This is a genomic window from Caballeronia sp. LjRoot34 (assembly GCF_964253815.1).
In the GTDB taxonomy this organism is placed as follows: Bacteria; Pseudomonadota; Gammaproteobacteria; order Burkholderiales; family Burkholderiaceae; genus Caballeronia.
Map to the genome: position 1 here is coordinate 747298 of NZ_CAXUSB020000001.1, position 25686 is coordinate 772983.

Consider the following 25686-nt stretch of genomic DNA (forward strand, 5'->3'; position numbering starts at 1 on the left):
AATCCACATATTCATATGACCCGAAACCAACTCGACGCATATGACTAGGGTTAACAATAATTTCACTTATCGTAATTAATTTTACTATGCGTAATTGAGGCGACAAACCATCAGGAGGCTTTCATGGCGGCCGAGAAGAAATTTGCATCGCAGGCGGACTTGGCGGAAAAGAAGGTGACATTCGAGCGTCTGTCCGAGCACGCCTACGCGTACACGGCGGAAGGCGATCCGAATACGGGCATTGTGATTGGCGACGACGCGGTGCTCGTCGCCGACACGCAAGCCACGCCCGTCATGGCGCAAGACGTGATTCGCCGGATCCGCGAAGTCACCGACAAACCCATTAAATACATCCTGCTCACGCACTATCACGCGGTGCGGGTGCTCGGCGCGTCGGCGTATGGCGCGCAGCAGATCATCGCCAGCCAGGACACGTACGACCTGATCGTCGAGCGCGGTGAGCAGGACATGAAGAGCGAGATCGAGCGTTTTCCGCGCCTGTTCAATGCAGTGGAATCAGTGCCGGGGCTGACGTGGCCAACGCTTACCTTCAAAGGCGAGATGACGCTCTGGCTAGGCAAGCTCGAAGTGAAGATCATGCAGCTCGGCCGAGGTCACACCAAAGGCGACACCGTGCTGTGGTTGCCGCAGGACAAGGTGATGCTGTCCGGCGATCTGGTCGAATACGGCGCGACGCCTTATTGTGGCGATGCCTATTACCAGGACTGGCCGGCAACGCTCGACGCGCTCGCGGCGTTCAATCCCGAGAAGCTGGTACCCGGCCGCGGTGCTGCGCTGAAGACGCCGAGCCAAGTGGCGGACGGTATCGCGGGAACGCGGGCTTTCGTTAGCGAACTGTTCAATCAAGTGAAGTTGGGCGCCGCAGCCGGCAAGGATCTCAACGAGATCTACAAGCTCACGTATGCTGCGCTCAAGCCGAAGTTTGGCGACTGGGTCATCTTCGATCACTGCATGCCGTTCGATGTCACGCGCGCCTTCGACGAAGCCACGCAATATCGCGATCCGCGCATCTGGACGGCGCAGCGCGACAAGGAAATGTGGGAAACGCTCGAAAGCTGATTGGCGACGAACAATGACCATGGCTATCGATTTTCAGGCGCTGACGTTCGAGTATCGCCGCTCATCGGATCAAGATGGCGATGCGCCGCTGCATCCGGTCGTCGTGATCGGCGCGGGGCCGGTGGGTCTCGCGACCGCGATCGACCTCGTGCAGCAAGGCACCCCGGTCGTACTGCTCGACGATGACCACACGTTATCGTCGGGATCGCGCGCTATCTGCTTTGCGAAACGTACGCTCGAGATCTTCGATCGGCTCGGCTGCGGCGAACCAATGGTCGCGAAGGGCGTGAGCTGGAACGTGGGCAAGGTGTTCCTGCAAAACGAACTGCTCTACGCGTTCGATTTGTTGCCCGAAGCGGATCATGCGCGGCCCGCGTTTATCAATCTGCAGCAGTATTACGTCGAAGGGTATCTGGCTGAGCGGGCGCGCGAGTTGCCCTTGCTCGATGTCCGCTGGCGCAACAAGGTCATGGGTATTACGCAGTCCGACGAATGCGTTTCGCTGCAGATCGACACGCCTGACGGTCCGTACACGTTGCACGCCAGTTACGTGGTCGCCGCCGATGGCGCGCGTAGCCCGGTGCGTGCACTCATGCATCTCGATACCCACGGCCGCACGTTCAAGGATCGCTTCCTGATCGCCGATGTGCGGATGAAAGCCGACTTCCCGACCGAACGCTGGTTCTGGTTCGATCCGCCGTTTCATCCGAATCAATCGGTGTTGCTGCATCGGCAGCCGGACAATGTGTGGCGCATCGATTTCCAGTTGGGCTGGGACGCCGACCCCATCGCGGAGAAAGCGCCGGAGCGTGTGATTCCGCGCGTGCGCGCGTTGCTCGGACCGGATGTTGAATTTGAACTGGAATGGGTGAGCGTCTATACGTTCCGATGCCAGCGCATGGACAAGTTTCGTCACGGGCGAGTGCTGTTTGCGGGCGATTCGGCGCATGGCGTATCGCCGTTCGGCGCGCGCGGCGCGAACAGCGGTGTGCAGGACGCGGACAATCTTGGCTGGAAATTAAAGTTGGTGATCGACGGCGATGCACCCGATGCCTTGCTCGACACCTACGCCAGCGAGCGCGAAGCCGCCGCCGATGAAAACATCCGCCACTCCACGCGTTCAACCGATTTCATCACGCCGAAGAGCGACGTGTCCCGCGTGTTCCGCGACGCCGCTTTGCGGCTCGCGAAAGATTGCGCGTTTGCGCGGCGGATAGTGAATAGCGGACGGTTATCGACGGCTTCGGTGCTGCATGATTCGCCGTTAAACACGCCGGACCGCGATGCCTTCCATTGCGCGCTCGTGCCGGGTGCAGTGGTGGCGGATGCGCCTGTGTTTTTTGCTGGCCGCAACGGATGGTTCTTGCAGCGCCTGGGGTCGTCGTTTGCGGGTGTACTGTTTGGTGAGTCGTCGGATGCGCTGACCGCGTTGAAAGATTTTCGCCCGCAAATGAAGCTATTTTTGATCGTGCCGGCGGGTTCCGACGTTAAATCGCGCGAAGGTGTTGAGGTACTGGAAGACGTGAAAGGTCTCCTGTCCCAACGTTTCGATGCACATCCCGGCACGTTCTATTTGCTGCGTCCGGATCAGCACATCGCGATGCGCGCTCGTTCGTTAGAACCTCAGACCGTCCGTGAAGCACTCGCCCGCGCAACTTGCGCCCTGAACGAAACCCAGCCCGCATGATGAGGTCCGCCATGCTCGATACCACCTTGCGCCTCGCCGATCCCGATGCCTTCTATGAAGCGCTGATCGACATGCATCGCGACCTTGGCAACGACGAAAGCCAGCTAGTGAACGCAAAACTGATCCTGCTGCTGTCGAACCAGATCGGCGATATGGATGTGCTGCGCGAAGCGATGTCGATGGCACGCAGCGGCGTTGTGACTTCCGTTGCAGCCTCGATTGCCAGCGTATGAAATTGTAGAAAAGGACAAGACCATGAAACCAGAATCGCCCGGCGCGTTCACGAGTCACACCGACACGAGCCGCCACTATCAATCGGGATTTGCCGCCGACTTCGCCAGCGAGGCGTTGCCCGGCGCGCTGCCGCTCGGCCGCAATTCACCGCAGCGTGTGAACTACGGTCTCTATGCCGAGCAGCTTTCGGGCACCGCGTTCACCGCACCGCGCGGGCATAATCGGCGCTCGTGGTTGTATCGGATACGGCCGGCGGCGGTGCATCAACCGTTCACTCAGATTGAAGGTAATGACCTGCGCGCGAAGCTCGTCGCGAACTTCGCCGAGGTGCCGCCTACGCCACCGAATCAACTCCGCTGGGACCCGCTGCCGATGCCCGATGCACCCACGGATTTCATCGATGGCTGGGTGACGATGGCCGGCAACGGCGCGGCCGAATCCATGCAAGGCTGCGCGATCCATCTCTATGCCGCGAACCGTTCGATGCAGGATCGTTTCTTCTACAACGCCGATGGCGAATTGTTGATCGTGCCGCAGGAAGGACGCTTATCGATCGCGACTGAACTCGGCCGGCTCGATATAGAACCCTTTGAAATAGCGGTCATTCCGCGCGGTGTGCGTTTTTCTGTCGCGCTGCCGGATGGCACCGCGCGCGGCTACATTTGCGAGAACTTCGGTGCTTTGTTGAGGCTGCCGGACCTTGGGCCTATTGGTTCGAACGGTCTTGCGAACCCACGCGATTTCCTCACGCCGCACGCGGCTTATGAAGACCGCGAGGGCGCGTTTGAACTCGTCGCGAAGATGAACGGCGTGTTGTGGCGCGCGGATATCGGCCACTCGCCGCTTGACGTGGTCGCGTGGCACGGCAACTATGCGCCATACAAATACGACCTGCGCCTGTTCAACACCATCGGTTCGATCAGCTTCGATCACCCCGATCCGTCGATCTTTCTTGTACTGCAATCGCAGACGGATTCGCCGGGAGTGGACGCCATCGACTTCGTGATTTTCCCGCCGCGTTGGCTCGCAAACGAGGACACGTTCCGGCCGCCGTGGTTTCATCGGAACGTCGCGAGTGAATTCATGGGCCTCGTGCATGGCGTCTACGATGCAAAATCCGAAGGGTTCATGCCCGGAGGGTCGAGCTTGCATAACTGCATGTCGGGACATGGGCCGGACGCGGGGACGTTCGAGAAGGCGTCGAAGGCGGATACATCGACACCCGTGAAAGTAGGCGACACGATGGCGTTCATGTTCGAGACACGCATGCTGATCAAGCCAACCCGCTTCGCTCTGGAAACCGCGCAATTGCAGGCGCATTACTACGAGTGCTGGCAGGGACTGACCAAACATTTCAACCCGGAGCAACGATGAGTTTTTCAACTCATGAAGCGCTTGAAGCGACGCGCAATCCAGCGCTTAAAAGTTGGATCGAATCCGCGAATAATCCATCAAGCGACTTCCCGATCCAGAACCTGCCGTTCGGCATTTTCACCGATGAAGTCAATCCGTTGCCGCGCGCGGGCGTGGCGATCGGGGACTGGATTCTCGACCTCGCCGTTGTGTATCGAGCGGGGTTGATCGAATGCGAACCGGTGTTCGCGCAGCCCACGCTGAATGCGTTTATTACATTGGGAAGGGATACATGGCGACACGTTCGTGTCCAGGTGAGCGCGTTGCTTGCCGCCCATCGCGATACGCTGAAAAACAACACGGCGTTGCGTCCACGCGCGCTCATACCCCGGGCGAGTGCGATGCTGCATTTGCCTATCGATATCCCTGGCTACACGGATTTTTATTCGTCGAAGGAACACGCGACCAATGTGGGTTCCATGTTCCGCGATCCGAAGAACGCGTTGCTGCCGAACTGGTCGGAGATGCCGATTGGGTACAACGGGCGCGCTTCATCGGTGATCGTGAGCGGGACGCCGGTGCGCCGGCCGAGCGGCCAGATCAAGTTGCCCGATGCTGATCGGCCGGTGTTCAGTGCATGCCGGAAGCTGGATATTGAACTGGAGACGGGGTTTATCGTTGGCGCAGGGAATGCGCTGGGCGAGCCGATTGACTGTGAAGATGCGGAGTCGCATATCTTCGGCATGGTGTTGCTTAACGACTGGAGCGCCCGCGATATCCAGCAATGGGAATACGTGCCGCTCGGGCCATTCAACGCGAAGGGTTTTGCGACCACGATTTCGCCGTGGATCGTCACGCTCGATGCGCTCGAACCGTTCCGTGCCGCCACGCCGAAGCAGGAACCTGAACCGCTTCCGTATTTGCGCCACGCTGGTAATCATGCATTCGATATCGAGCTTGAAGTGCATTTGCGGCCGGCGCTGGCTGCGTCGGCGACGAAGCTCACGCGGACTAATTTCAAGCTGATGTACTGGTCGATGGCGCAGCAACTTGCGCATCACACGGTGGCGGGTTGCAACACGCGCGTGGGCGATCTGATGGGTTCCGGCACGATCAGTGGGCCGACGCCGGATTCATGCGGGAGCTTGCTTGAGATGACGTGGAACGGGCAGCGTCCGATTGCGCTGGACGAGGGCGGCGAGCGCAGGTTTATTGAAGATGGGGATGAATTGACGCTCACCGGATGGTGTCAGGGGGAGGGGTATCGGGTGGGGTTCGGCGAATGCCGAGGTGTGGTTTTGCCGGCGCGGGGCGTGGCCGAGGTTCCGGGTTAGTGGTTGGGGTTGATGCGGGGGTTCTGGGGGTAGCGGTTGGGGTTGATGCCGGGTTGGTGGGTTCTGAGGGTAGCGGTCGAGTTCAATGCCGGGTTGGTGCTTTCGGCCGTGGTGGTCTGCGAGAGTCGGATATTCTCTTTATCACTATTAGCCACTGTGCGTGGCGGCACGTCATTTCTTTGTCCAAAGCGACAAAGAAACGAAGCAAAGAAAACGCTTTTAAAACACGCTACCCTAAGTGTCCACAGCGTGCAGTTTTGATTCATAGGTGCCCCAAAAGCACGGTGCTCGCCAGAGCGAAGGATGTTTGAACCCCTCCTTCTCGCGAATCCCGACATGAACACGCTTCGCCACCAGTGCTCTCGGGCAAGCACGAGGCGCCCAGAAATCCGTACGGCATCACGCGTCTTTACTGCTTCGTATCTTGGTGGGTTGACTGCTTGGTCTGCGCAGCTATTTTTGTGGGCGACGCGGCCTGATACGTATTAACAACTTCGTTTTGGTAAGTTGATCAGGCTGCTTGTACGGTTTTCTTCGCGGCTATGGCCCCACGCATTCTGCGGCTTCGTTTCTGATGGGTTGGCCGTGTGATTCGTCGTGCGTACAAATTCGGCGGGAGGTCGTCCGCGGATAGCGCGGGGTGCCCCTTGGGCAGGTTCAACCACTGGTGGCGAAGCGTGTGGGTATCGGTGTTCGGAGAAGGAGGGGTTCAACCATCCGTGGCTCTGGCGAGCACCGTGCTTTTGGGGCACCTATGAATGAAAACTGCACGCTGTGGACACTTAGGGTAGCGTGGTTTAAAAGCGTTTTCTTTGCTTCGTTTCTTTGTCGCTTTGGACAAAGAAATGACGTGCCGCCACGCACAGTGGCTAATAGTGATAAAGAGAAAATCCAACTCTCGCAGACCACTAAGGCCGAAAGCACCAACCCGGCAATGACCCCGACCGCTAACCCTGGAACCTAGCAACCCGGCATAGACCCAGCCGCTAACTCCGAAACCGCCCCACCGATCACCAACCCCACCCCCGTCCACCGGCGCGAGCGAAACTAAACCACGCCGATGCTCGCGCGCCGCGCCCGTCGATCCATCGACGCCGACAGCAACGTCAATCCAAACGCGCCGCAGGCCATCACCACGCCTACCCACGGCAGCGCCGTGAGCGCCGCCCCCGCGCCAATCGTCATGCCCCCGAGCCACGCGCCAATCGCATTGCCGAGGTTAAACGCACCCTGATTCAACGTAGACGCAAGATTCGGCGCATCGCTTGCACGGTTCACGATCAACACCTGCAACGGTGGAACGATCGCGAAAGCGAGTACGCCCCAGACGAAGACGGTGATCATCGCGGGAATGGCGGCGTGCATCGTGGCGGCAAAAATGGCCTGGACCACAATGATCGACACAAGAAACGTCAGCAGCGAGCGCAATAGCTTCCAGTCCGCGAGCTTGCCGCCGAGCGTGCTTCCAACCGTCAATCCAAGCCCGAACAACAACAGCACCAACGTGACCGCGTGCGGTGAAAAACCGGTGACGTCTTCGAGGATCGGCGTGATGTACGTGAACACGGAAAAGAGACTCGCCGATGCCAGCACGCTGATGCCGAGCACCATCAGCACTTGCGGATTCTTGAGCACGTTGAATTCGCGCAGGATGCTCGATTCCCTCATCTCGATGTGCTTCGGCAGGCACACGGCCAGCGCACCAGCCGCGACCAGGCCGATCACCGTCACCACCCAGAACGTCGCGCGCCAGCCGGCCGCCTGACCGAGCGCGGTGCCGAGCGGCACGCCGAGCACGTTCGCCAGCGTGAGGCCGGTGAACATCAGCGCGATGGCTTGCGCGCGGCGGTTGGGCGCGACCAGGTCCGCAGCGACCACCGAGCCGATGCCGAAGAACGCGCCATGACAGAACGCGGTCAAAATGCGCGCGGCCATCAGCATCCAGTAACCCGGCGCGATGGCACACAGCAGATTGCCGACGATGAATACACCCATCAGGCTCATCAGCGCCTTCTTGCGCGGCATTCTCGCGGTGACGATAGCGAGAATAGGGGCGCCGATAGTCACGCCCAGCGCATAACCCGACACAAGCATGCCGGCTGCGGGGATGGATACCCCGAGATCCCGCGCGACGTTGGGCAACAAGCCCATGATGACGAATTCGGTCGTGCCGATACCGAACGCGGCAATGGCGAGGGCGAGAAGGGGCAGAGGCATGAGGTAAGCGGTGACTGAGTGCTGGCCGGTCGCGCGTTATCGGGGTGAAGAACGCAGGCTCGGGCGAGCTGAAGGAATCAAATTGTACCGAACGTTGTTGCGTTTGCTCGGTGGAAACCCCGAGATTTGTACAGTTGATTCAACGAGTTGGATTTTCAGCCTTTTGCGAGACTCTCACTGTTGCTTTTTGCCATCGGGCAGACTAGGTTGCAGGGTTGCTGCTTTACAACCAAGGACCTTCATGACTGCACTCCGGCATTTTTTCCCGTTGATTGTTGCCCCGCTGCTGGCATTCGCGGTCGTGCCAGGGGCGTTCGCTCAGGAAGCCGACGCGAGTTCGGGACCGATCCGCACCACTGGCGGCAGCGTGGTGTTCGTTCAGCAAGGAGCCACTTTCGAAGCCCAAATCGATGGCAAACCGTTCGATCAGCTGAACGCCCGCCGCATTGCGCATTTCGAAGAGCCGTCGGGGGCGCGGATGATTGTCGAAGCATTCGATACCGGCTCGCCCGAACTCGTTCTCTACGATTTCACCAGGCGCCCGCCCACGGTCGAGCACATGACAAAGCGCATGAAACTCACCAATGTGTTCTGGCAGCGCGATGAAGTGGTGCTGAAAAGTGCCGACGGCTGGTACAGGTTCCAGCGCGGGACGCTGACGAAACTGACATCATCGAAGATGACTTATCACTGAGTCCGCACCGCCATTATCCGATCCCCGGCTACCACGAAAATTCGCTCGCCCCAACGTCCCGATCGATGACTATCGGCACCGGCTTTCGCCTGCGCTGCGCGTGTTCTCGATATCCGACGCGGTCGCGGGGCACGGATTTTCGTATCACTACTTGGTTTGGTATCCTGATTACCCATATCGCATCATCGGCTGGCATGCTCATGGCGGCGCCCCTTCGAGGAACCCCTTGAGCATGCCGAGCGTATCAGCGTCGTCAATATGTTTGTCCGTACGCCATCTCAACATGCGTGGAAACCGCACGGCAATGCCCGACTTGTGGCGCGGACTCGCCTGAATCCCTTCGAAGCCAATCTCGAATACGAGCGTCGGCGTGACGCTGCGCACCGGCCCGAATTTTTCGATGGTCGTCTTGCGCACGACTGCATCAACCTTGCGCATCTCTTCGTCCGTCAAGCCGGAATATGCCTTCGCGAACGGCACAAGAGTGCGCACGCCATCGGCTTCGTCCCACACGGCGAAGGTGAAATCGGTGTACAAACTCGCCCGTCGGCCGTGGCCGCGTTGCGCGTAAAGCAAGACGGCGTCGATAGCGTAGGGATCGATCTTCCATTTCCACCAGGTCCCGGAAGCCTTCGTGCGCCCGACGCCATAAAGCGATTCACGTCCCTTCAGCATCAAGCCTTCAACACCTCGGCCGCGGCTTTCGTCGCGCAACGCGGCCAGGGTCTCCCAATCGGGCGCTTCAACTATCGGCGACACCCGCAGCAGGTCGACCGCCAGCGTCTCGCCCAACGCGGTGGCCAATGCATCGAGGTGCGCGCGGCGTTCGATCAGCGGCGTGACGCGCAGATCGCGGCCATTGGCTTCCAGCAAGTCGTAGGCGAGAAACGTGGCGGGTGAATCGGCAAGCACTTTCTTCGACAAGGTCTTGCGCGTGATCCGCGGTTGCAGCCGCGCAAACGGCAATGGCGCGTGACCACCGGGTTCCCACGCAAGAATTTCGCCGTCTATGACGGTGCCGTCCGCCAGCGCGGCGCCGAGCGAGGCGAGTTCGGGAAAGCGGTCGGTGATGAGATCTTCACCGCGCGACCACAGCCACACCCGGCCGCCGCGCTTCACGAGTTGCGCGCGAATCCCGTCCCACTTCCATTCAATCACCCACTCCGACGGCATGCCGAGCGTCGCCGGATCGGCTTGCAAGGGATGAGCGAGAAAAAACGGATAGGGCAAACCAAGGTCGCTTTCATGCGGCGTGGCGGCGTTTTCATCGTCCGTGCTTTCCGGTGCGATCAGCCGCAAATAACGCGCCGCGCCCGGCGTTTGCTGCGAATCGGTCCAGCCGACCATCCGCTGCGCAATGCGTTTGTGATCCACACCCGCGACTTCGGCGAGTGCACGCACGACGAGTTGGCGCGCGACGCCCACCCGAAACCCTCCGCCTATCAGCTTGGTCAACAAGAAACGTTCGCTCCAGTCGAGTTCGTCCCAGTAACCGAGCAAACGGGTTCGCAGCTCGCCCGGTTCCAGGCCGCGCAAGGTCAGCACGCGTTCCTCGATCCATTGCGCGAGGCCGAGTTCGGATGTGCGCTGCGCGGGCGGCAGGATATGCGCGATGGTTTCGGCCAGATCGCCGACCGCCTGATACGACTCGTCGAAGAGCCATTCCGGCAAGCCGGCGCGCTCGCGGGCAAATTCGATAAGAAGGCGAGTGGGCACCGATTGGCGAGGTTTGCCGCCGCTGAGAAAGTACGACGCCCACGCGGCGTCCTCGGGTTCGGCCGCCGAGAAATACGCGATCAGCGCCTCGAGTTTTTCTTTCGTCGACGTGGTGCCGTCCAGAGCGGTGTACAGCGCGGCGAAGCGTTTCATCGCGGCTTGGCCTCAGGCGGAGGAACGGGTTCGATGGCTTGCTGCGCGGACGGGCTCGCCTGACCGCTTTCCGCTGCGTCGGCTTCTATTGCGTCGTCGCCGTATTCGGTCGTGAACGCGCCGGCTTCCAGACCTTGTTCGCGAAGCCAGCGCACCATCGGCTCGATTTGTCCGTGCGTCACGATTACGCGTTGCGCGCCCGTTGCACCAATAGCGGTTTGCAAACCCGGCCAGTCGGCGTGATCGGACAGCACGAAGCCACGGTCCAGACCGCGCCGCCGCCGCGTGCCGCGAAGCCGCATCCAGCCCGACGCGAACGCATCGCTATAGTCGCCGAAGCGACGCATCCACGGGCTGCCTTGAGCGGACGGCGGCGCAATGATCAGTGCGCCCTTGAACGCGGTCTTGTCTTTCGCGGCGATGTCGCTGACGGGCCGCGTCGCTGGCAAATGCACACCCGCTTGCGTGTATGCCCGGTTCAGCGGTTCCACGGCGCCATGGCAAAAGATCGGGCCAATGGCCGGATCGACGCCTGCAAGAATCCGCTGCGCCTTGCCGAACGAATAGCAGAACAGCACGCAAGCCCGACCTTCAGCGGCGTTATGCCGCCACCATGAATCGATCCCGTCGAAGATCGCGCGGGACGGTTCCCATCGATAAATCGGCAAGCCGAACGTGGATTCCGTGATGAAGGTATCGCAGCGAACCGGTTCGAACGGTGCGCAAGTGGGATCGGGTTCGACCTTGTAGTCGCCCGAGGCGACCCAGATGCGCCCCGCGTGTTCCACGCGCACTTGTGCAGAGCCGAGCACATGGCCGGCCGGATGCAGCGACACGGAGACGCCGTTGACAACCAGGCGCTCGCCGTACGGAACACCCTGCAATGAAATGCCCGGCAGCCGCGACAGCAACACGCCGACACTCGCCTCTGCCGCGAGATAACGGGCGTGCCCGGCGCGGGCGTGATCTGCATGGGCGTGAGTAATGATTGCCCGATCAACGGGACGCCACGGGTCGATGTAGAAATCGCCCGGCGGGCAATAAAGGCCTTCCGGCCTCGCGACGATCAAGTCTTGCGATGCGTCCAACCGGTCCCCGCTCGCGGATAAAAGATAACGACAGGAAAATACGGCGCCAGGACGGCCAGGCGGAAATAGCCGCAGCGGCCGAAGGGTTATTGGATTACAGCAAACGGCATGCCGTCCTGAGGTAATGCAACCACAATATTCTTGAAAATTTTAATTGTATGAAGAATACTCTGATTATCCAAAAAGCTGATTTATCGGACGGGAAGTATAAAAATACCCGCCGATAAACTTCGCATTGAATCGCGCAATGGGATATTCAGGGAAATACCTGATAGCGCGGAGAGCCGTCAAACCAGGCTTTTACATTCCCGAGCGTTGTAGTGGCGATCTCGCTGAGGGCTTCGCGCGTGAAGAACGCCTGATGGGAGGTAATGATTACGTTTGGAAACGACAATAGCCGCGCGAGCACGTCGTCCTGCAGCATGTGATTCGAATGGTCTTCGAAAAAAAGGCCACCCTCTTCCTCGTAGACGTCGAGGCCAAGAAGACCTAGTTGCCCGCTTTTCAATGCGCCAATGAGCGCCCGGCTGTCGATCAAACCGCCGCGGCCCGTATTAATCAGCATGGCGCCGTGTTTCATGCGGGCGAGTGCGGCGGCGTCGATGAGGTGATAGGTGGAAGGTAAAAGCGGGCAATGAAGGCTGACAATATCCGACTCAGCCAGGAGGGTATTGAGGGGAACATAACGCGCTCCGGCTTGCAGAAGATCGGCTGCTGGCGTTCCAGGATCGAACGCCAGCAGCTTCATGTCGAAACCGGCCATGATGCGGCCGAATACCCGCCCGATTACGCCTGTGCCGATAATGCCAAGCGTTTTGCCGTGCAGGTCGAAACCCAGCAAGCCGTTAAGCGAAAAATCGCCATCGCGAGTCCGGGCATAAGCGCGATGCAACTTGCGATTCAGCGTCAGGATCAGCCCGGCGGCATGCTCCGCCACCGCATGCGGAGAATAAGCCGGTACACGTACCACGCCAATTCCGAGCCGGACTGCCGCCGCCAGATCGACGTGATTAAAACCTGCCGAACGCAGCGCCACGAGCTGCGTTCCGCCCTCACGAAGTGTTTCCAGGACAGCTTCGTCAAGGATGTCATTCACGAACGGACATACCACCGCACACCCGTGGGCAAGAATGGCCGTTTGCGCGTCAAGCTGTGATTCCTGGAATTGCAGGGAGTAACCAAATGCCGCGTTTGCCTCGGTGAAGACATCACGATCATATTGCCGGCTGCTGAAGACGATTATATGAATCGGCATCGAACGGTCTCCCCGTCAGCCTTAAAAACGTATATCAGTTAACGACCGCGCTCGTCGGGGGCACCATGGAAAGCCGCGAAAGAACGGTTTCCGGCTGCGGTAATCCGACTTCGCCGCCCGGGCCCATATGTTCAAGCGTGTAGTCAATGAATGCGCGCGTCTTGGCCGGCAGATATTGTCGACCTGGATATACGATAGACACCTTCACGTCCGGATCGTCAATAGCGTAATCACCCAATACCCGTACCAGCGAGCCGTTCTCCAGATCCGCCGCGACAATGCCTTCCGGAATGATCGAAATGCCCATGTGTGCAAGCGTTCCCAGCCGCACCATCAATGCGCTGTTGACAGTATAGACAGGGGCGAGCGTGACCTGGTCGGCGCTGCCGTTGTTGCGATGCCGGAAGTGCCAGGTGGCGCTGCGCATTTCGCTGGGGAGAGCCACGAACGCGTGGTGCAGCAAATCGGTCGGCGTGCTGGGCGAGCCGTGCTCTTCCAGATAAGCGGGCGTTGCGACGGGAATCAGTGTGTTGGTGGCGACCGGGCGTTCTACCAATGCCGTGCTCGTCACCATGAATGCCGTGACAATACCGACATCGAATCCGTCTTCCACAAGATCCACATGACGCTCGGATAAGGTTAGCCGCACATTCACCTTCGGATAGACCTGCCGGAAGCCGTCGATCAGTGGCGTCAGCGCCATGAGCGAAAGCGACCCGGATGCCACCACGCGCAATGTACCGCTAGGGTCGCCTTCGGTATGCGCCACCATTGACTCGAGATGATCAAGTTCTTCGAGCAATGCCCGGCAGCCTTCGAGATAACGCGTGCCAGCTTCTGTAAGTGAGAGGTTACGAGTAGTGCGATTGATTAACCGGGTACGTAGATGCGCTTCCAGCATTGCAATTGCGCGAGTAACAAGCGCGTTCGATACATCAAGTTGTTGTGCTGCACGCCGAAAGCTTTCGGTTTCCGACACCCGCACGAACACCCGCATGGCATGAATTTGATTCATCGTCTCTTACCTCTCAGTGTCCAAAAAAGCGTGGGACCGTATTACGCATCACCGCGCATACGGCATTGTTGATCGGCGCCAAAAAGCGTATTGACACCCATGCGGAATTGCAATATCTCGTTCGTTTCCTGTTTGCATTCCGCATTAACCGCAAGACTTTCACATTTGCTAACTCATTGCAATGGAAAATTACACTTCTCCGGATTTTGGAATGGATCGTCTGATTTATGCAGATTCTTGTTTCAAGAGTTGTGTTACGTCATTCGACTTTGGAAGCGTTCGATAAATAGCTTGGCTTATTGCATACAAACAGGCGGTCCGACTAGCCGAACCGCGATAAGCTCTGCCGGACGTTGTCAATACAGGGTTTTTATTGAATGGAAACGATGCCAATTAGTGCCAAAAATGAAGGCGGGCGTTAAATTTATACCGTCCCGACTTGACCACTGGCAAACTGACATCCCGGAGATGCACTGTTCATCGATTCCAGAATCACGATCACAATTAATCATGTCCTTAATTTGAGTCATTCAAAGCCGTTTGATAGTTTCATTTAAATAATCAATAGAGGCGATAATTTCATGATCTGGAACTTGCTGGCGAGCCAACCGGAAATTGCGTTGTTTGCGAGTCTGGCACTCGGTTTTTTTATTGGCTCTTTCAAGTTCGGACCCATACAGCTCGGCGGGGTATGCGGCACCTTGATCGTGGCGCTGATTCTTGGACAAAGCGGTGCGCGTCTTTCTCCGGATCTGAAGAATATTGCTTTTGCGTTGTTTATCTTCGCTCTGGGTTTCACCGGTGGGCCGCAATTCTTTGCGAATATCGGGCGCGGCTGGCGCTATGGGCTCCTTTCCGTCGTTGAACTGGTGGTGGTACTCGGGCTGGTGCTTGGGGCTGTCGCACTCTTCAAGCTCGATCGTGGTACCGCGGCCGGTTTGCTCGCCGGCGCCGCGACGGAATCGGCCGTGGTCGGCACGGCGTCCGAGGCAATCGGCAAGCTCGCGCTGCCTGCTGCCGAGATTGCCCGGCTGCAGGCAAATATCGTCACGGCCTACAGCGTGAGTTACCTGTTCGGGCTCGTCACCATCGTGCTGTTCACCAGCCAGATCGCGCCGCTCATGCTGCGCGTGAATCTGCGCGACGAAGCCGAGCGCCTGTGGCGCGCGCTCGGTGGCGACAGCGCGCTGGCCGACGGACAGCGGCTCGCGGCGCCGTCGCTCGTCGCGCGCGAAGTCCGCGTCACGAGTGCGGCGGATCTGAGCATCGATACCCTCGAAAAACGCTATGGCAACGAGATCACCGTGGCGCGCGTGGTGCGCGGCCGCTCGCTCGTGAAAGCGCAGCCGAATCTCGTGTTGAAGAAGGGCGACCGGATCGTGATTGGCGGCCGTCGTACGGCGCTCGTGGAGGCGCTGCCGGCCATTGGCGAGGAAGTCATCGGCCGCGATGTCGCCGACGTCTACGCCGACACCCTCGACGTCATGCTCACGCGGCGCGAAGTACATGGCCTGACGGTGGCGCAGGTGCGCGCCCGCGCAACGTCCGCCGATGGCCGCGGTGTCTATATCTCGGCCGTCACGCGGCTGGACAGCACGATCCCCGCGCTGCCGGGGACGGAATTGCATCGTGGCGACGTACTGACCTTGATCGGCTCGGCCGATGACGTGCGGCGCGGCGCGGCGAAGCTCGGCTACGTGGTGCGCGCGACGCTGAAAACCGACTTCGTGTTTCTCGGCATCGGCGTGATTGCGGGGATTGTCGTGGGGCACCTGAGCGCGCGCGTCGGCGGCGTGGAGGTCGCGCTGGGTACCGGCGGCGGCTGTTTGTTGTCCGGGCTGCTGTTCGGCTGGATTCGTTCGCGCTATCCCGTGATCGGTTCGCTGCCTTCCGCTGCAGCGCAGGTGCTCAAGGATTTCGGACTGTGCACATTTATCGCGGCGGTCGGCCTGGGCGCCGGCGCCGATGCGATCCGCCTGATCCGCGAATACGGCGTTGCGCTGCCGCTGGCGGGCGTGGTCATCACGCTCGGGCCGGCGCTGGTATCGCTCGCGGTGGGACGCTGGCTGTTGAAACTCGAAGTACCGATGCTGCTCGGCGCGATCGCCGGCCAGCAATGCAGCACGCCCGCGATCAGCGCGCTGGTCAGTGTGACGGGCAATGCGACGCCGGTGATCGGCTACACGATCACGTACGCGTTGTCGAATGTCCTCCTGCCGCTGATGGGGCCGGTGATCGTCGGGCTCGCGGGGAAGGTGGGATGAACAGGCTTACGTCGTAGAAAACCGGAATAGGCGCGTGGTGGGAAGCGTCAGCATCAGTATCGGGTTCAGATCCAGATTCAGCAGGTCGGGCAGGGCATACGAAACTAGCGAGGGCACTATGGAATGGATACATCAGGTTTTCACGAAGTCACCGGAGATTGCGCTATTCCTCTCTCTGGCGGTGGGGTACTTCATCGGCCAGATCAACTTCGGCAAGTTCCAGCTTGGTGGTGTGGGCGGGTCGTTGTTGGCGGCTGTCGTCATCAGTCAGTTCGGTGTACAGATCGATAACGGTGTCAAGTCTGTCATGTTCGCGATCTTCATCTATGCAGTCGGTTACGACTCGGGGCCGCAGTTTTTTAACTCGCTGTCGCGCAAGACTTTGCGTGAGATCGCGATGGCGGTGTTCCTCGCGGTATCGGCGCTGGTGACCGTGCTGGTGTGCGCGAAGCTGTTCGGCTTGAACAAGGGGATCGCGGCGGGACTGGCCGGTGGGGCGTTGACGCAGTCGGCGATTATCGGCACGGCAGGCGACGCCATCGCCCGGCTCGGGCTGCCGGTTGCCGAAACCAAAGCGCTCCAGGGCGACGTGGCGGTCGCTTATGCCGTGACGTACGTATTCGGATCGCTGGGCGCGATCATCGTGTGCGTGAATATCTTGCCGAAGTTCATGGGGCAGGGATTGAAGGAGGCCGCAGCCGAAGCGGAAAAAAGTTTGCTGGGCGGCACGGTCGCGCACGGAGCCGGCCAGACAGCGGCGATGCCGGAGCTGGTCGGGCGGGCGTATCGCGTGACAGGTGGCGGCGGTGCGGCGGAGCGCGCGGGTGGCGCGGATGCCGGGGGGCTGGCGATCAAGGCCGCTTCAGGCGAAGTGGGCGTGAGCGGTGCGGCGGGCCGGACAGTCGCCGAGATCGAGTTGGCCGAGTCCGACATGATCACGATCGAGCGAATTCGCCGGGCCGGTAAAGCGGTGGAGCCTCGCCCGGACGTGATGCTGCAAGTCGACGATATCGTGCTGGTCGTCGGCCGGCGTGAAGTGATGGTGACGGCGGCGTCGAACATTGGTGAAGAGGTCGCGGACACCGATGGCATCAGTGTCGTGATGCAGAACCGGCAGGGCGTGTTCACGCGCAAGGGCATGAATCACATGACGATTGCCGCAGTGCGCACGACCGTGGATCGCGACTTGCGGCACGGCGTATTTGTGCAGGAAATTCGCCGGGCGGACCAGCCGTTGCCGATCCTTCCCGAAACTCAGCTCGAACATGGCGATGTCATTACGTTCTATGGTTCGCCGCAGGATACGAAGCGCGCCGTGGACGCAGCGGGTTATGAATTGCCGATTACCAACAAGACCGATTTCATCTACATGGGCGTGGGGATCGTGCTCGGTTTGTTGATCGGGTTGATCGTGGTGAATGTGGGTGGCGTGCCGTTGACGCTGGGCTCCGGCGGGGGCTGTTTGCTGGCCGGGCTGCTATTCGGCTGGATGCGGGGCAAGCATCCGATGTACGGCGTGATGCCGTCGGCGGCATCGCAACTGATGAAGGATTTCGGGCTCGCGGCCTTCGTGGCGGCGGTGGGTCTGAACTCCGGGCTGGCGGCCGTGGTGACGGTGAAGAACAGTGGGCTCACGATCTTTTTGCTGGGCGCGATCGTGACTATCGTGCCGCTCGTTCTTACGATGCTTTTCGGCAGATACGTGTTGCGATACACAAACGCAGCGCTTCTGGCGGGTGCCCTGACCGGATCGCGTAGTGCGAATCCGGCGTTTGGCGGCGTGCTGGATAAAGCGGAAAGCGCGGTGCCGACGGTTCCGTTCGCGATTACCTATGCGTTGGCGAATGTATTGCTGACGTTGCTGGGACCGCTGGTGGTGGGATTGGTCTGACGAAGGGATGAGTGCACGCAAGTGCACTCAAAAAAATTTGAACTGAGGCCGACGGCTGGAGCCCAACAACATTCAGGATAAAAGGGAGCCGCCCATGACGCCGCCGCAAAAAACCGTTCGTCTTCCTGCAGCAACCATGCATGGGACCGGAGAGCAACTTCCGGCCTTGGGCCAGGGTACTTGGGAAATGGGCGACAGCGCCAGAACCCGCAGCGCGGAAATCGCCGCGCTTACGACTGGCGTGGACCTTGGCATGACCGTGATCGATACCGCGGAAATGTACGGTGAAGGCGAGAGTGAAAAGCTGATTGCCGAAGCATTGAAAGATCGCCGTAACGAGCTTTTTATTGTCAGCAAGGTTTATCCGCATAACGGTAGCGAAGCCGGCGTGAAGGCCGCGTGTGAGCGAAGTCTCAAGCGGCTACAGACTGACCGTATCGATCTATATCTCCTGCATTGGCGTGGCGGTGAAGACCTGGAAGGGGTGATCGGTGGTTTTGAGGCTTTGAAAGCGCAGGGCAAGATTCGCCATTGGGGCGTGAGCAATTTCGACACCGAGGACATGGTCGAACTCTTTGCCCTGGAAAATGGCAACCGGTGCGCGACCAACCAGATTCTGTATAACGTCGCGCGGCGCGGTCCCGAATTTGAACTCCTGCCGTGGCTGCGCGAACGCAATATACCGGCGATGGCCTACAGTCCTGTTGATCACGCGCGTCTGCCGAAACAAAGTGTACTCAATGACATCGCGAAGGCCCGCGGTTTGTCTGCGATGCAAGTCGCGCTTGCGTGGGTCTTGAGACAACCGCAGGTCATGGCGATTCCGAAAGCCGCGACCGTCGCTCATGTGATTGAGAACGCAGCGGCGCGAGAGGTGAATTTGTCGGGGGAAGAATTAAGTCTTATAGACGCGCAGTTCAAACCGCCGAAGTCAAAACGCCAGTTGGAAATGCTTTGAGACGGTAGGGGCGGGGGGGGCGGGGTTAGTGCTCAGGGTTGGTCGGTTCTGGGGTTAGTGGTCGGAGTCAATGCCGGGTTGGTGCTTTCAGTGTTAGTGGTCTGCGAGAGTTGGATTTTCTCTTTATCACTATTAGCCACTGTGCGTGGCGGCACGTCATTTCTTTGTCCAAAGCGACAAAGAAACGAAGCAAAGAAAGCGCTTTCAACCACGCTACCCTAAGTGTCCACAGCGTGCAGTTTTGATTCATAGGTGCCCCAAAAGCACGGTGCTCGCCAGAGCCACGGATGTTTGAAACCCTCCTTCTCCGAACACCGATACCCACACGCTTCGCCACCAGTGATTGAACCTGCCCAAGGGGCACCCCGCGCTATCCGCGGACAACCAACCACCAAATGTTCACGCGCCTCGAACCATGTCGCCAACCCCGCTGGAAACGAGATTGCGAAGATGCGTAAGGCCGTACCCACGAAAATAACTGTGCGGACCGCGCGGGTAACTCACCAAAACTGGAGCAACAACATGCGTGGTGCCGTGACCTACGGACATAACCGTCAGACCACGTAGCTGACACGCGAAGAGCGCGGCAGCCAGAACGCGTGAGGCCGCGCGGGTTCCTTGGCAATGGTGCTTGCCCGAGAGCGTACGGGGCGAAGCGTGTTCGTGTCAGGATTCGCGAGAAGGAGGGGTTCACACATCCGTGGCTCTGGCGAGCACCGTGCTTTTGGGGCACCCATGAATGAAAACTGCACGCTGTGGACACTTAGGGTAGAGCGGTTAAAGCGTTTTCTTTGCTTCGTTTCTTTGTCGCTTTGGACAAAGAAATGACGTGCCGCCACGCACAGTGGCTAATAGTGATAAAGAGAAAATCCGACTCAAGCAGACCACTAACGCCGAAAGCACCAACCCGGCATAGACCAGAACCACTAACCCAGAACCTGGCACCAACCCCAACCGCTAACCTCGGAACCCACCAGAATCCACCCCCAATCCACCGGCGCGAGCGTCTCATTCAGGCTTTTGCAAGCGCTTCAATTCGGCTACGGGAATATGACACCGAATCCTGTGCCCATCGGCGGCATGCGCGTACGGCGGCTCCTCCTGCTCGCAGATCGCTCCAATCTTGCGCGGACAGCGGGTATGAAACACGCACCCCGACGGCGGATCCGCAGCACTCGGCAACTCGCCTGAAAGGCGGATACGCTCGCGCGCCAGCGGTTCATCGCCGACTGCAGGAATCGACGACAACAACGCCTCGGTATAAGGATGATGCGGCCCGTCGAACACGTCCGTCGCACGGCCAATCTCCATCAGCCGGCCGAGATACAGCACCGCGATACGATCGGATAAATAACGCACCACGTGCAGGTCGTGCGAGATAAACACATAACTCACGCCGCGTTCGCGCTGCAAGTCGGCAAGCAGGTTCAGGATGGCGGCTTGCACGGAGACATCGAGGGCGGACGTGGGCTCGTCGCAGACCACGACGCGCGGATCGCCGGCGAACGCACGCGCAATCGCCACGCGCTGTTTCAACCCGCCCGACAATTGCCGCGTGCGCGAGCTCAGGTAACGCTCGGGCAAACGCACGGCGGCGGTCAGCGATTGCAGCCGCGCTTCCTTCGCCGCCCCCCGCAACGCACCGAGTTTCGACAACGACCGCGCGATCAGCCGACGCACCGAATGCGCCCGGTTCAACGCGGAATCCGGATTCTGGAACACGATCTGCAGCGACTTGACCTGCTCGTCGTTACGGTTTGTCACGCGCGCGGGCAGAGCGGCGCCGTCGAGTTCTATGACGCCGCCCACATCCGGCGAGAGTAAGCCCAGCAACAGCTTAGCGAGCGTCGTCTTGCCGCTGCCTGACTCGCCGACTAGCCCAAGCGTTTCACCCAGCGCCAGTTCCAGTGATACATCGTGTACCGCCCGCAGCGACTCCCCGCCGACATGAAACGTCTTCGATAAATTCTCCGCGCGCAACGCAACCGGTGCATCTGTCCGGTCGACAGCCGCGCTCAAAACCTCCGGCGTTGCACGCGGCAAGTCGATTGCACGTTCGTGATAGTGACAGCGCGCCATTTGGTCGCCATGCGCGGCCGCGACCCGGTACGGCGGTGGTGCGTCACGACGACAACGGTCATCGGCGAGCTTGCAGCGCTGCGCATAGATGCACCCCTGCGTCACCGATCCCGGCAGCGGCAGCGAGCCGGGGATGGTGTCGAGCCGGCCCGTGTCCTTACTGCGTCCCGTGGTCGGCAGGCAGCGCAGCAAGCCCACCGTGTACGGATGCCGCGGCCGCGCGAATACATCGCGCGTCGTGCCTTCTTCAACCAGTTTTCCCGCATACAACACGCCCACGCGATCACACATCCGCCCAATCACCGCCAGATTGTGGCTGATGAAAAGCACCGCTGTGCCAAGCTCCTCGCGTAATTGCGCGATCAGGTCGAGCACCTCGGCTTCCACCGTGGCGTCGAGCCCGGTAGTCGGTTCGTCGAGGATCAGCAACTCCGGATTGCACGCGAGCGCCATCGCGATGACCACGCGTTGCTGCATGCCGCCCGACAATTGATGTGGATAACTATCCATCACACGTTCGGGCGACGAGATCCGCACGCGCCGCAAGATGTCGATGGCGTGTTCCAGCGCTTCATGCACCGACGCACCCGCGAGCTCGAACGCCTCGGACACCTGCCGCGCAATCGTCAACGACGGATTCAACGCGCGGCCCGGGTCCTGATAAACCATCGATACCGCGTTGGCGCGCATGTGCCGCAATGCATCGGCGTTCATCGAAGCAATGTCGTGTCCGGCGATCGAAATCTTCCCCGACTTCACGCGGCCGTTGCGCGGCAGATAACGCAATATCGCGAGGGCCGCGGTGGACTTTCCACAGCCGGATTCGCCAACCAGCCCATACGCCTCGCCGCGTTTTATCCGTAACGAGATGTCCTGCAATACTTCACGGTCCCGCCCGCGCGAACGGTACGCGACCGTCAGGCCGACAAGAGTCAGCGCATCGGTTTCGGCGCTCTTCGATCCATCGAAGATGGGGAAGGCCGACGGCGGCGGTCCGTTCATCGTTCGAGCACTCCCTGAATACCATCGGCGACGAGGTTCACGCCCACTACCAGCGAGGCGATTGCCGCGGCGTCGAACACGACGGTCCACCATGCGCCACCCGCCATCAGCGTGTAGCACTCGGAGAGGGCGAGGCCCCAGTCGGCCGATGGCGGCTGAATGCCGAAGCCGAGGAACGACAGCGTGGCGACCGCGAAAATGGCGTAACCGAGCCGCACGGTCGCTTCCACGATGATCGGCTGCAGCACGTTCGGCAGGATCTCCGCGAACATGATGTAGAACGCGTTTTCGCCGCGCAATTGCGCCGCCAGCACGTAGTCCAGATTGCGCTCGGCGAACACGGCGGCGCGCACGGTGCGCGCGGTGATCGGCATGAAGGTGATGCCGATCACCAGGATCACGGTGACGTTGCTCGCGCCGACCGCCGCGAGCGCGAGCAGAGCGACGATCACCAGCGGCAACGCGAGCACCGCATCGATCAGCCGGCCGATCACGTTGTCCACCCATCCATCGAAATAACCCACGATCAAGCCAACCGCCGTCCCGGCTAGTGTTCCGAGCAGGGTCGCCAGCGGCGCGATGGTAAGAATGTCGCGCGCGCCAACGATCACGCGCGCGAACACATCGCGGCCGAGTTGATCGGTGCCGAACCAGTGCGTGGCGTCAGGCGGCGTGAGCGAGTTCAACGGATCGGACGCGTACGGGTCCTGCGGCACGACCCAATGTCCGATCAGCGCGCACGCGACCCAGAACAACAGGATCAGCACGCCGACCACGAACGTGGGTGAACGCAGCAAGGCCTTGCTGCGTTCGAAACGCGGCGCCTTGTGCGGCGCGGGCGCGACGGTTGCGGTGCTCATTGCGCGTTCCTCACCCGCAAGCGCGGATTCAACACGACATACAGCGCATCCGCGATCAGGTTCGCCGCCGTATAAATCACGCCGACGGTCAGCACGCCGGCTTCGAGCATCGGAAAGTCCTTGCCTTTGGCGGCGTTATAAATGAGCGAGCCAATGCCCTGATAGTGGAACAGCGTCTCCACGACCACCAGCCCGCCGATCATATAGCCGAGTTGCGTCGCGGCGACGGTAACGGTTGGCAGCAACGCATTGCGCAGCACGTGGCGCATGATCACCACGCGGCGTGGCAGGCCCTTGAGGATCGCGGTGCGCGTGTAGTCGGCATCGAGTGCTTCAACGGTGCCGGCGCGCGCCATTCGTGCGATGTAACCGAAGAACACCAGCACCAGCGGCAACACCGGCAGGATCAGATGCTGCAACTGGACGAATACATTCGACCCGGGCGGAAACGTTGCTTCAATCGGCAGCCATTGCAGCCAGATGCCGAACACGAGGATCAGCACGATGGAGGAGACGAACTCCGGCACGACTGTCGCCGATAACCCCGCAATGCTGATGGTCCGGTCGATCCAGCGGCCTTCGTGCAGCGCGGAGTAAACGCCGCCGGCAATGCCAAGCGGCACGACGACGATAAACGCCAGCGCGCCGAGCTTGGCCGAATTCAACAACGCGTCGCCTATGAAGGGTGCCACCGGCGCGCGATACGCATACGACTCGCCCATGTCGCCGCGCAGGAAGTGGGCGATCCAGCCGGCATATTGCGTGAGCAACGGCCGGTCGACACCCAGTTGATGATTGAGCGCGGCGACCGCGCGGGCGTCGGCCAGCGGCCCGAGGATTGCGCGGCCGACATCGCCGGGAAGCAACTGGCCGCCCGCGAACACGATCACCGACAACAGCCACAACGTGATGACCGCGAGCAGCAGCCGCACGCCGATAAACCGCGCAATGCGCGCGGCGCTTCCGGCGTTGCTGCGTGAGCTTACTTTCGGCGCGCCCGGCGCGGCGGGAGGAGAGACCGTGTTCATGATCGGAGCATCCTCGGGTCAGCCTTCAATGAGCGCGAGATTCAAAATGAACCGGCTACGCGCCGATAGTCGCGCGCTGGAAATACAACTGCGAAATGGCATTGAAGCGCACGCCTTTCACATTCGCCCGCGTGACGATCAACTGATCGTAGAAGTACGGAATCACAACCGGGGTTTCATCGAGCAGCAGGGTCTGGATTTGCCCTGAGAGTTTTTTCTGCGATGCCACGTCGAGCGCCGCCACGAAATCCGCTACCAGTTTGTCGTATTGCGGATTCTTGAAATGCGCCGCGTTCCACGTACCTTCGCTGGTGAGTGGTGCATTGAGGAACACGTTCGGCACGCCGCGATGTCCGTAATCCGTGATGCCGAGCGGCGAGTCGAGCCAGTCCGATTTGCCGTACGTGCCCGCGCCGTAATACAGCTCCTGGCTTTCCACCTTCAGCGTGATGCGGATGCCGACCGCCTTCGCCGCGTTCTGGATCACGACCGCGAGATCGGGAATTTCCATGTACTTCTCGGTCGTGAGCGTGACGTCGAAACCGTTCGGCACGCCCGCTGCCGCGAGCAATTGTTTTGCCTTCGCGACATCGAGTTTGCGCTGCGGCACGGACAGGTCGCTGGACGGAAACACCGGCGAGAACGGACTGTCGTTGCCGAGCGTGGCGTGGCCCTTGAACAACCCCTTCACGATCACCTCACGATTCACCGCCAGCGCCAATGCCTGGCGCACGCGTTTGTCCTTGAACGGGCCTGTGTCGGTGCGCATATGCATTTGCCGATGCGCGCTCGACTTCACGCCGAGCACCTTGAACTCGGGATTCGTCATCATGCTGAGCCCGCCCTGCACGGTGAAGTCGCCCATCACGTCGGCTTGCCGGCCTTGCAACGCAAGCAGCTCGGATTGTTCGTCGGCGTAGAACGCGAACGTCACCCGGTCGGGCAACGCTTTGTCGCCCCAGTAATCCGGGTTGCGTACAAACGACGCGCCCACTTTCGGCGTGTATTTTTCAAACTTGAATGGCCCCGTGCCCGGGAACGACTTCTCGTATGTGCCGCTGAAATTCGCCGGCAGGATCACGGCGTTGTACGTGTCCGAGGAAACGTAATACGGGAAGTTGCCGTTCGGCGCGTCCAGATGGAACTCGACCGTCATGTCGTCGATAACCTTCACCGAGCCCTTCGACAGCACGCCCTTGAGCACCGAAAGCGCCGCTGATCCGCTGGCCGGATCGGCGAGCCGATTGAAGGTTGCCGCGACGTCCTTGCCGGTCATCGACTGGCCGTCGTGGAACTTGACGTTCGGGCGCAGCTTGAAGGTCCATACATCGCCCTTGTCGTTCGGCTTCCACGAAAGCGCGAGGGAAGGGCGGAGCACGAGCGCCTGACCGTCATCGTCGATGAGAAATTCGCCCGTCTGATTGATCAGCGCGAGGCCGGCGGGGTCGGTGACGGTGAGCGGATCGACCTGACCCGATGGCGTCAGATGCGCGACGCGGATCGTGCCGCCGGGCTTGCCCGCAGGCGCTTGCGCCCGCGCGCGCGGCATGCCGATCAACCCGCCAGCGGCCATCGATAAACCCAGCAAGCTCGCGTGCCTTAGCACTTCGCGTCGCGACAGCCGGCCGGCCTTGAATTCGTCGATGGCATGGTTGCCGAGTTCTCCTGCCGATCCCCTCGATTGCTCCAGCGCTGCATTGAAGGGGATGAGCGAGTCCAGATCGGTTACGGTCTTTTTCATCGGGCTGTCCGGTTCGGGGTTCGGTTGTTGTTTTGAC

At 60.3% G+C, this 25686-nt stretch carries 18 protein-coding genes; 9 read left to right on the top strand and 9 right to left on the bottom strand.

Translation table 11 applies throughout. From position 1 onward, the window contains the following. Positions 1-123: 123 nt before the first annotated feature. From ACSQ36_RS03225 to fahA, 5 genes are read left to right on the top strand one after another with little or no spacing between them, the layout of a single operon-like run. Positions 124-1080, top strand: a complete 957-nt coding sequence (locus ACSQ36_RS03225; protein WP_436180881.1) for an MBL fold metallo-hydrolase — start codon at positions 124-126, stop codon at positions 1078-1080. A 19-nt stretch (positions 1081-1099) separates the two neighbouring features. After that, positions 1100-2767, top strand: a complete 1668-nt coding sequence (locus tag ACSQ36_RS03230; protein ID WP_436180882.1) for an FAD-dependent oxidoreductase — start codon at positions 1100-1102, stop codon at positions 2765-2767. 11 nt (positions 2768-2778) lie between these two features. Beyond that, the gene (locus ACSQ36_RS03235) at positions 2779-3000 is read left to right on the top strand and encodes a DUF2783 domain-containing protein (RefSeq protein WP_436180883.1); all 222 of its coding nucleotides are present in this window, start codon (positions 2779-2781) and stop codon (positions 2998-3000) included. A gap of 22 nt (positions 3001-3022) precedes the next feature. After that, a complete protein-coding gene (gene hmgA / locus ACSQ36_RS03240) occupies positions 3023-4375 on the top strand; it encodes a homogentisate 1,2-dioxygenase (protein WP_436180884.1) in 1353 nt (450 codons plus the stop codon). Next, on the top strand, positions 4372-5688 hold the full coding sequence (fahA, locus tag ACSQ36_RS03245) for a fumarylacetoacetase (protein WP_436180885.1): 1317 nt from the start codon (positions 4372-4374) through the stop codon (positions 5686-5688). The genes hmgA and fahA overlap by 4 nt, the downstream gene beginning before the upstream one ends. 1047 nt (positions 5689-6735) lie before the next feature. Here fahA and ACSQ36_RS03250 read toward each other — a convergent pair. After that, positions 6736-7905, bottom strand: coding sequence for an MFS transporter (locus ACSQ36_RS03250; RefSeq protein WP_436180886.1), 1170 nt, complete (start codon positions 7903-7905; stop codon positions 6736-6738). A 241-nt stretch (positions 7906-8146) separates the two neighbouring features. Here ACSQ36_RS03250 and ACSQ36_RS03255 point away from each other — a divergent pair, with 241 nt between their 5' ends. Continuing rightward, the gene (locus tag ACSQ36_RS03255; protein WP_436180887.1) at positions 8147-8599 is read left to right on the top strand and encodes a hypothetical protein; all 453 of its coding nucleotides are present in this window, start codon (positions 8147-8149) and stop codon (positions 8597-8599) included. Between the two features lie 198 nt (positions 8600-8797). On the opposite strand, the gene ACSQ36_RS03260 is transcribed toward ACSQ36_RS03255, so the two are convergent. The 4 genes from ACSQ36_RS03260 to ACSQ36_RS03275 form a co-directional block, all read right to left on the bottom strand. Continuing rightward, the gene (locus tag ACSQ36_RS03260; protein ID WP_436180888.1) at positions 8798-10468 is read right to left on the bottom strand and encodes an ATP-dependent DNA ligase; all 1671 of its coding nucleotides are present in this window, start codon (positions 10466-10468) and stop codon (positions 8798-8800) included. Beyond that, the gene (locus ACSQ36_RS03265; RefSeq protein WP_436180889.1) at positions 10465-11556 is read right to left on the bottom strand and encodes a ligase-associated DNA damage response exonuclease; all 1092 of its coding nucleotides are present in this window, start codon (positions 11554-11556) and stop codon (positions 10465-10467) included. The genes ACSQ36_RS03260 and ACSQ36_RS03265 overlap by 4 nt, the downstream gene beginning before the upstream one ends. Positions 11557-11812: 256 nt before the next feature. Then, positions 11813-12805 carry a 2-hydroxyacid dehydrogenase gene (locus ACSQ36_RS03270; RefSeq protein ID WP_436183074.1) on the bottom strand — a complete coding sequence of 331 codons (993 nt, stop codon included), beginning with the start codon at positions 12803-12805 and terminating at the stop codon, positions 11813-11815. A gap of 40 nt (positions 12806-12845) precedes the next feature. Further along, positions 12846-13826, bottom strand: a complete 981-nt coding sequence (locus ACSQ36_RS03275) for a LysR family transcriptional regulator (protein WP_213762319.1) — start codon at positions 13824-13826, stop codon at positions 12846-12848. 581 nt (positions 13827-14407) lie between these two features. Here ACSQ36_RS03275 and aspT point away from each other — a divergent pair. From aspT to ACSQ36_RS03290, 3 genes are all read left to right on the top strand, one after another. Next, positions 14408-16090: an aspartate-alanine antiporter gene (gene aspT, locus ACSQ36_RS03280; protein ID WP_436180890.1), complete on the top strand. Its 1683-nt coding sequence runs from the start codon at positions 14408-14410 to the stop codon at positions 16088-16090. A 118-nt stretch (positions 16091-16208) separates the two neighbouring features. After that, the gene (locus tag ACSQ36_RS03285; protein WP_436180891.1) at positions 16209-17981 is read left to right on the top strand and encodes an aspartate-alanine antiporter family protein; all 1773 of its coding nucleotides are present in this window, start codon (positions 16209-16211) and stop codon (positions 17979-17981) included. Positions 17982-18075: 94 nt separating this feature from the next. Further along, positions 18076-18939 (top strand): aldo/keto reductase, encoded by an 864-nt coding sequence (locus tag ACSQ36_RS03290; protein WP_436180892.1) that lies wholly within the window; start codon positions 18076-18078, stop codon positions 18937-18939. Between the two features lie 1008 nt (positions 18940-19947). On the opposite strand, the gene ACSQ36_RS03295 is transcribed toward ACSQ36_RS03290, so the two are convergent. From ACSQ36_RS03295 to ACSQ36_RS03310, 4 genes are read right to left on the bottom strand one after another with little or no spacing between them, the layout of a single operon-like run. Then, entirely contained in the window at positions 19948-22020 is a 2073-nt protein-coding gene (locus ACSQ36_RS03295) for a dipeptide ABC transporter ATP-binding protein (protein WP_436180893.1), read from the bottom strand. Then, a complete protein-coding gene (locus ACSQ36_RS03300; protein WP_436180894.1) occupies positions 22017-22880 on the bottom strand; it encodes an ABC transporter permease in 864 nt (287 codons plus the stop codon). The genes ACSQ36_RS03295 and ACSQ36_RS03300 overlap by 4 nt, the downstream gene beginning before the upstream one ends. Continuing rightward, positions 22877-23908 (bottom strand): ABC transporter permease, encoded by a 1032-nt coding sequence (locus ACSQ36_RS03305; protein ID WP_436180895.1) that lies wholly within the window; start codon positions 23906-23908, stop codon positions 22877-22879. Before ACSQ36_RS03305 ends, ACSQ36_RS03300 begins: the two co-directional genes overlap by 4 nt. Positions 23909-23963: 55 nt before the next feature. Further along, entirely contained in the window at positions 23964-25649 is a 1686-nt protein-coding gene (locus ACSQ36_RS03310; protein ID WP_436180896.1) for an ABC transporter substrate-binding protein, read from the bottom strand. Between the last annotated feature and the right edge of the window lie 37 nt (positions 25650-25686).

Coding starts and splice junctions, on each gene's coding strand:
- ACSQ36_RS03290 (WP_436180892.1), top strand. CDS start 18,076: ATGACGCCGCCGCAAAAAACCGTTCGTCTTCCTGCAGCAACCATGCAT.
- ACSQ36_RS03295 (WP_436180893.1), bottom strand. CDS start 22,020: ATGAACGGACCGCCGCCGTCGGCCTTCCCCATCTTCGATGGATCGAAG.
- fahA (WP_436180885.1), top strand. CDS start 4,372: ATGAGTTTTTCAACTCATGAAGCGCTTGAAGCGACGCGCAATCCAGCG.
- ACSQ36_RS03260 (WP_436180888.1), bottom strand. CDS start 10,468: ATGAAACGCTTCGCCGCGCTGTACACCGCTCTGGACGGCACCACGTCG.
- ACSQ36_RS03250 (WP_436180886.1), bottom strand. CDS start 7,905: ATGCCTCTGCCCCTTCTCGCCCTCGCCATTGCCGCGTTCGGTATCGGC.
- ACSQ36_RS03235 (WP_436180883.1), top strand. CDS start 2,779: ATGCTCGATACCACCTTGCGCCTCGCCGATCCCGATGCCTTCTATGAA.
- ACSQ36_RS03285 (WP_436180891.1), top strand. CDS start 16,209: ATGGAATGGATACATCAGGTTTTCACGAAGTCACCGGAGATTGCGCTA.
- ACSQ36_RS03275 (WP_213762319.1), bottom strand. CDS start 13,826: ATGAATCAAATTCATGCCATGCGGGTGTTCGTGCGGGTGTCGGAAACC.
- aspT (WP_436180890.1), top strand. CDS start 14,408: ATGATCTGGAACTTGCTGGCGAGCCAACCGGAAATTGCGTTGTTTGCG.
- ACSQ36_RS03300 (WP_436180894.1), bottom strand. CDS start 22,880: ATGAGCACCGCAACCGTCGCGCCCGCGCCGCACAAGGCGCCGCGTTTC.
- ACSQ36_RS03305 (WP_436180895.1), bottom strand. CDS start 23,908: ATGAACACGGTCTCTCCTCCCGCCGCGCCGGGCGCGCCGAAAGTAAGC.
- ACSQ36_RS03255 (WP_436180887.1), top strand. CDS start 8,147: ATGACTGCACTCCGGCATTTTTTCCCGTTGATTGTTGCCCCGCTGCTG.
- ACSQ36_RS03230 (WP_436180882.1), top strand. CDS start 1,100: ATGGCTATCGATTTTCAGGCGCTGACGTTCGAGTATCGCCGCTCATCG.
- hmgA (WP_436180884.1), top strand. CDS start 3,023: ATGAAACCAGAATCGCCCGGCGCGTTCACGAGTCACACCGACACGAGC.
- ACSQ36_RS03225 (WP_436180881.1), top strand. CDS start 124: ATGGCGGCCGAGAAGAAATTTGCATCGCAGGCGGACTTGGCGGAAAAG.
- ACSQ36_RS03310 (WP_436180896.1), bottom strand. CDS start 25,649: ATGAAAAAGACCGTAACCGATCTGGACTCGCTCATCCCCTTCAATGCA.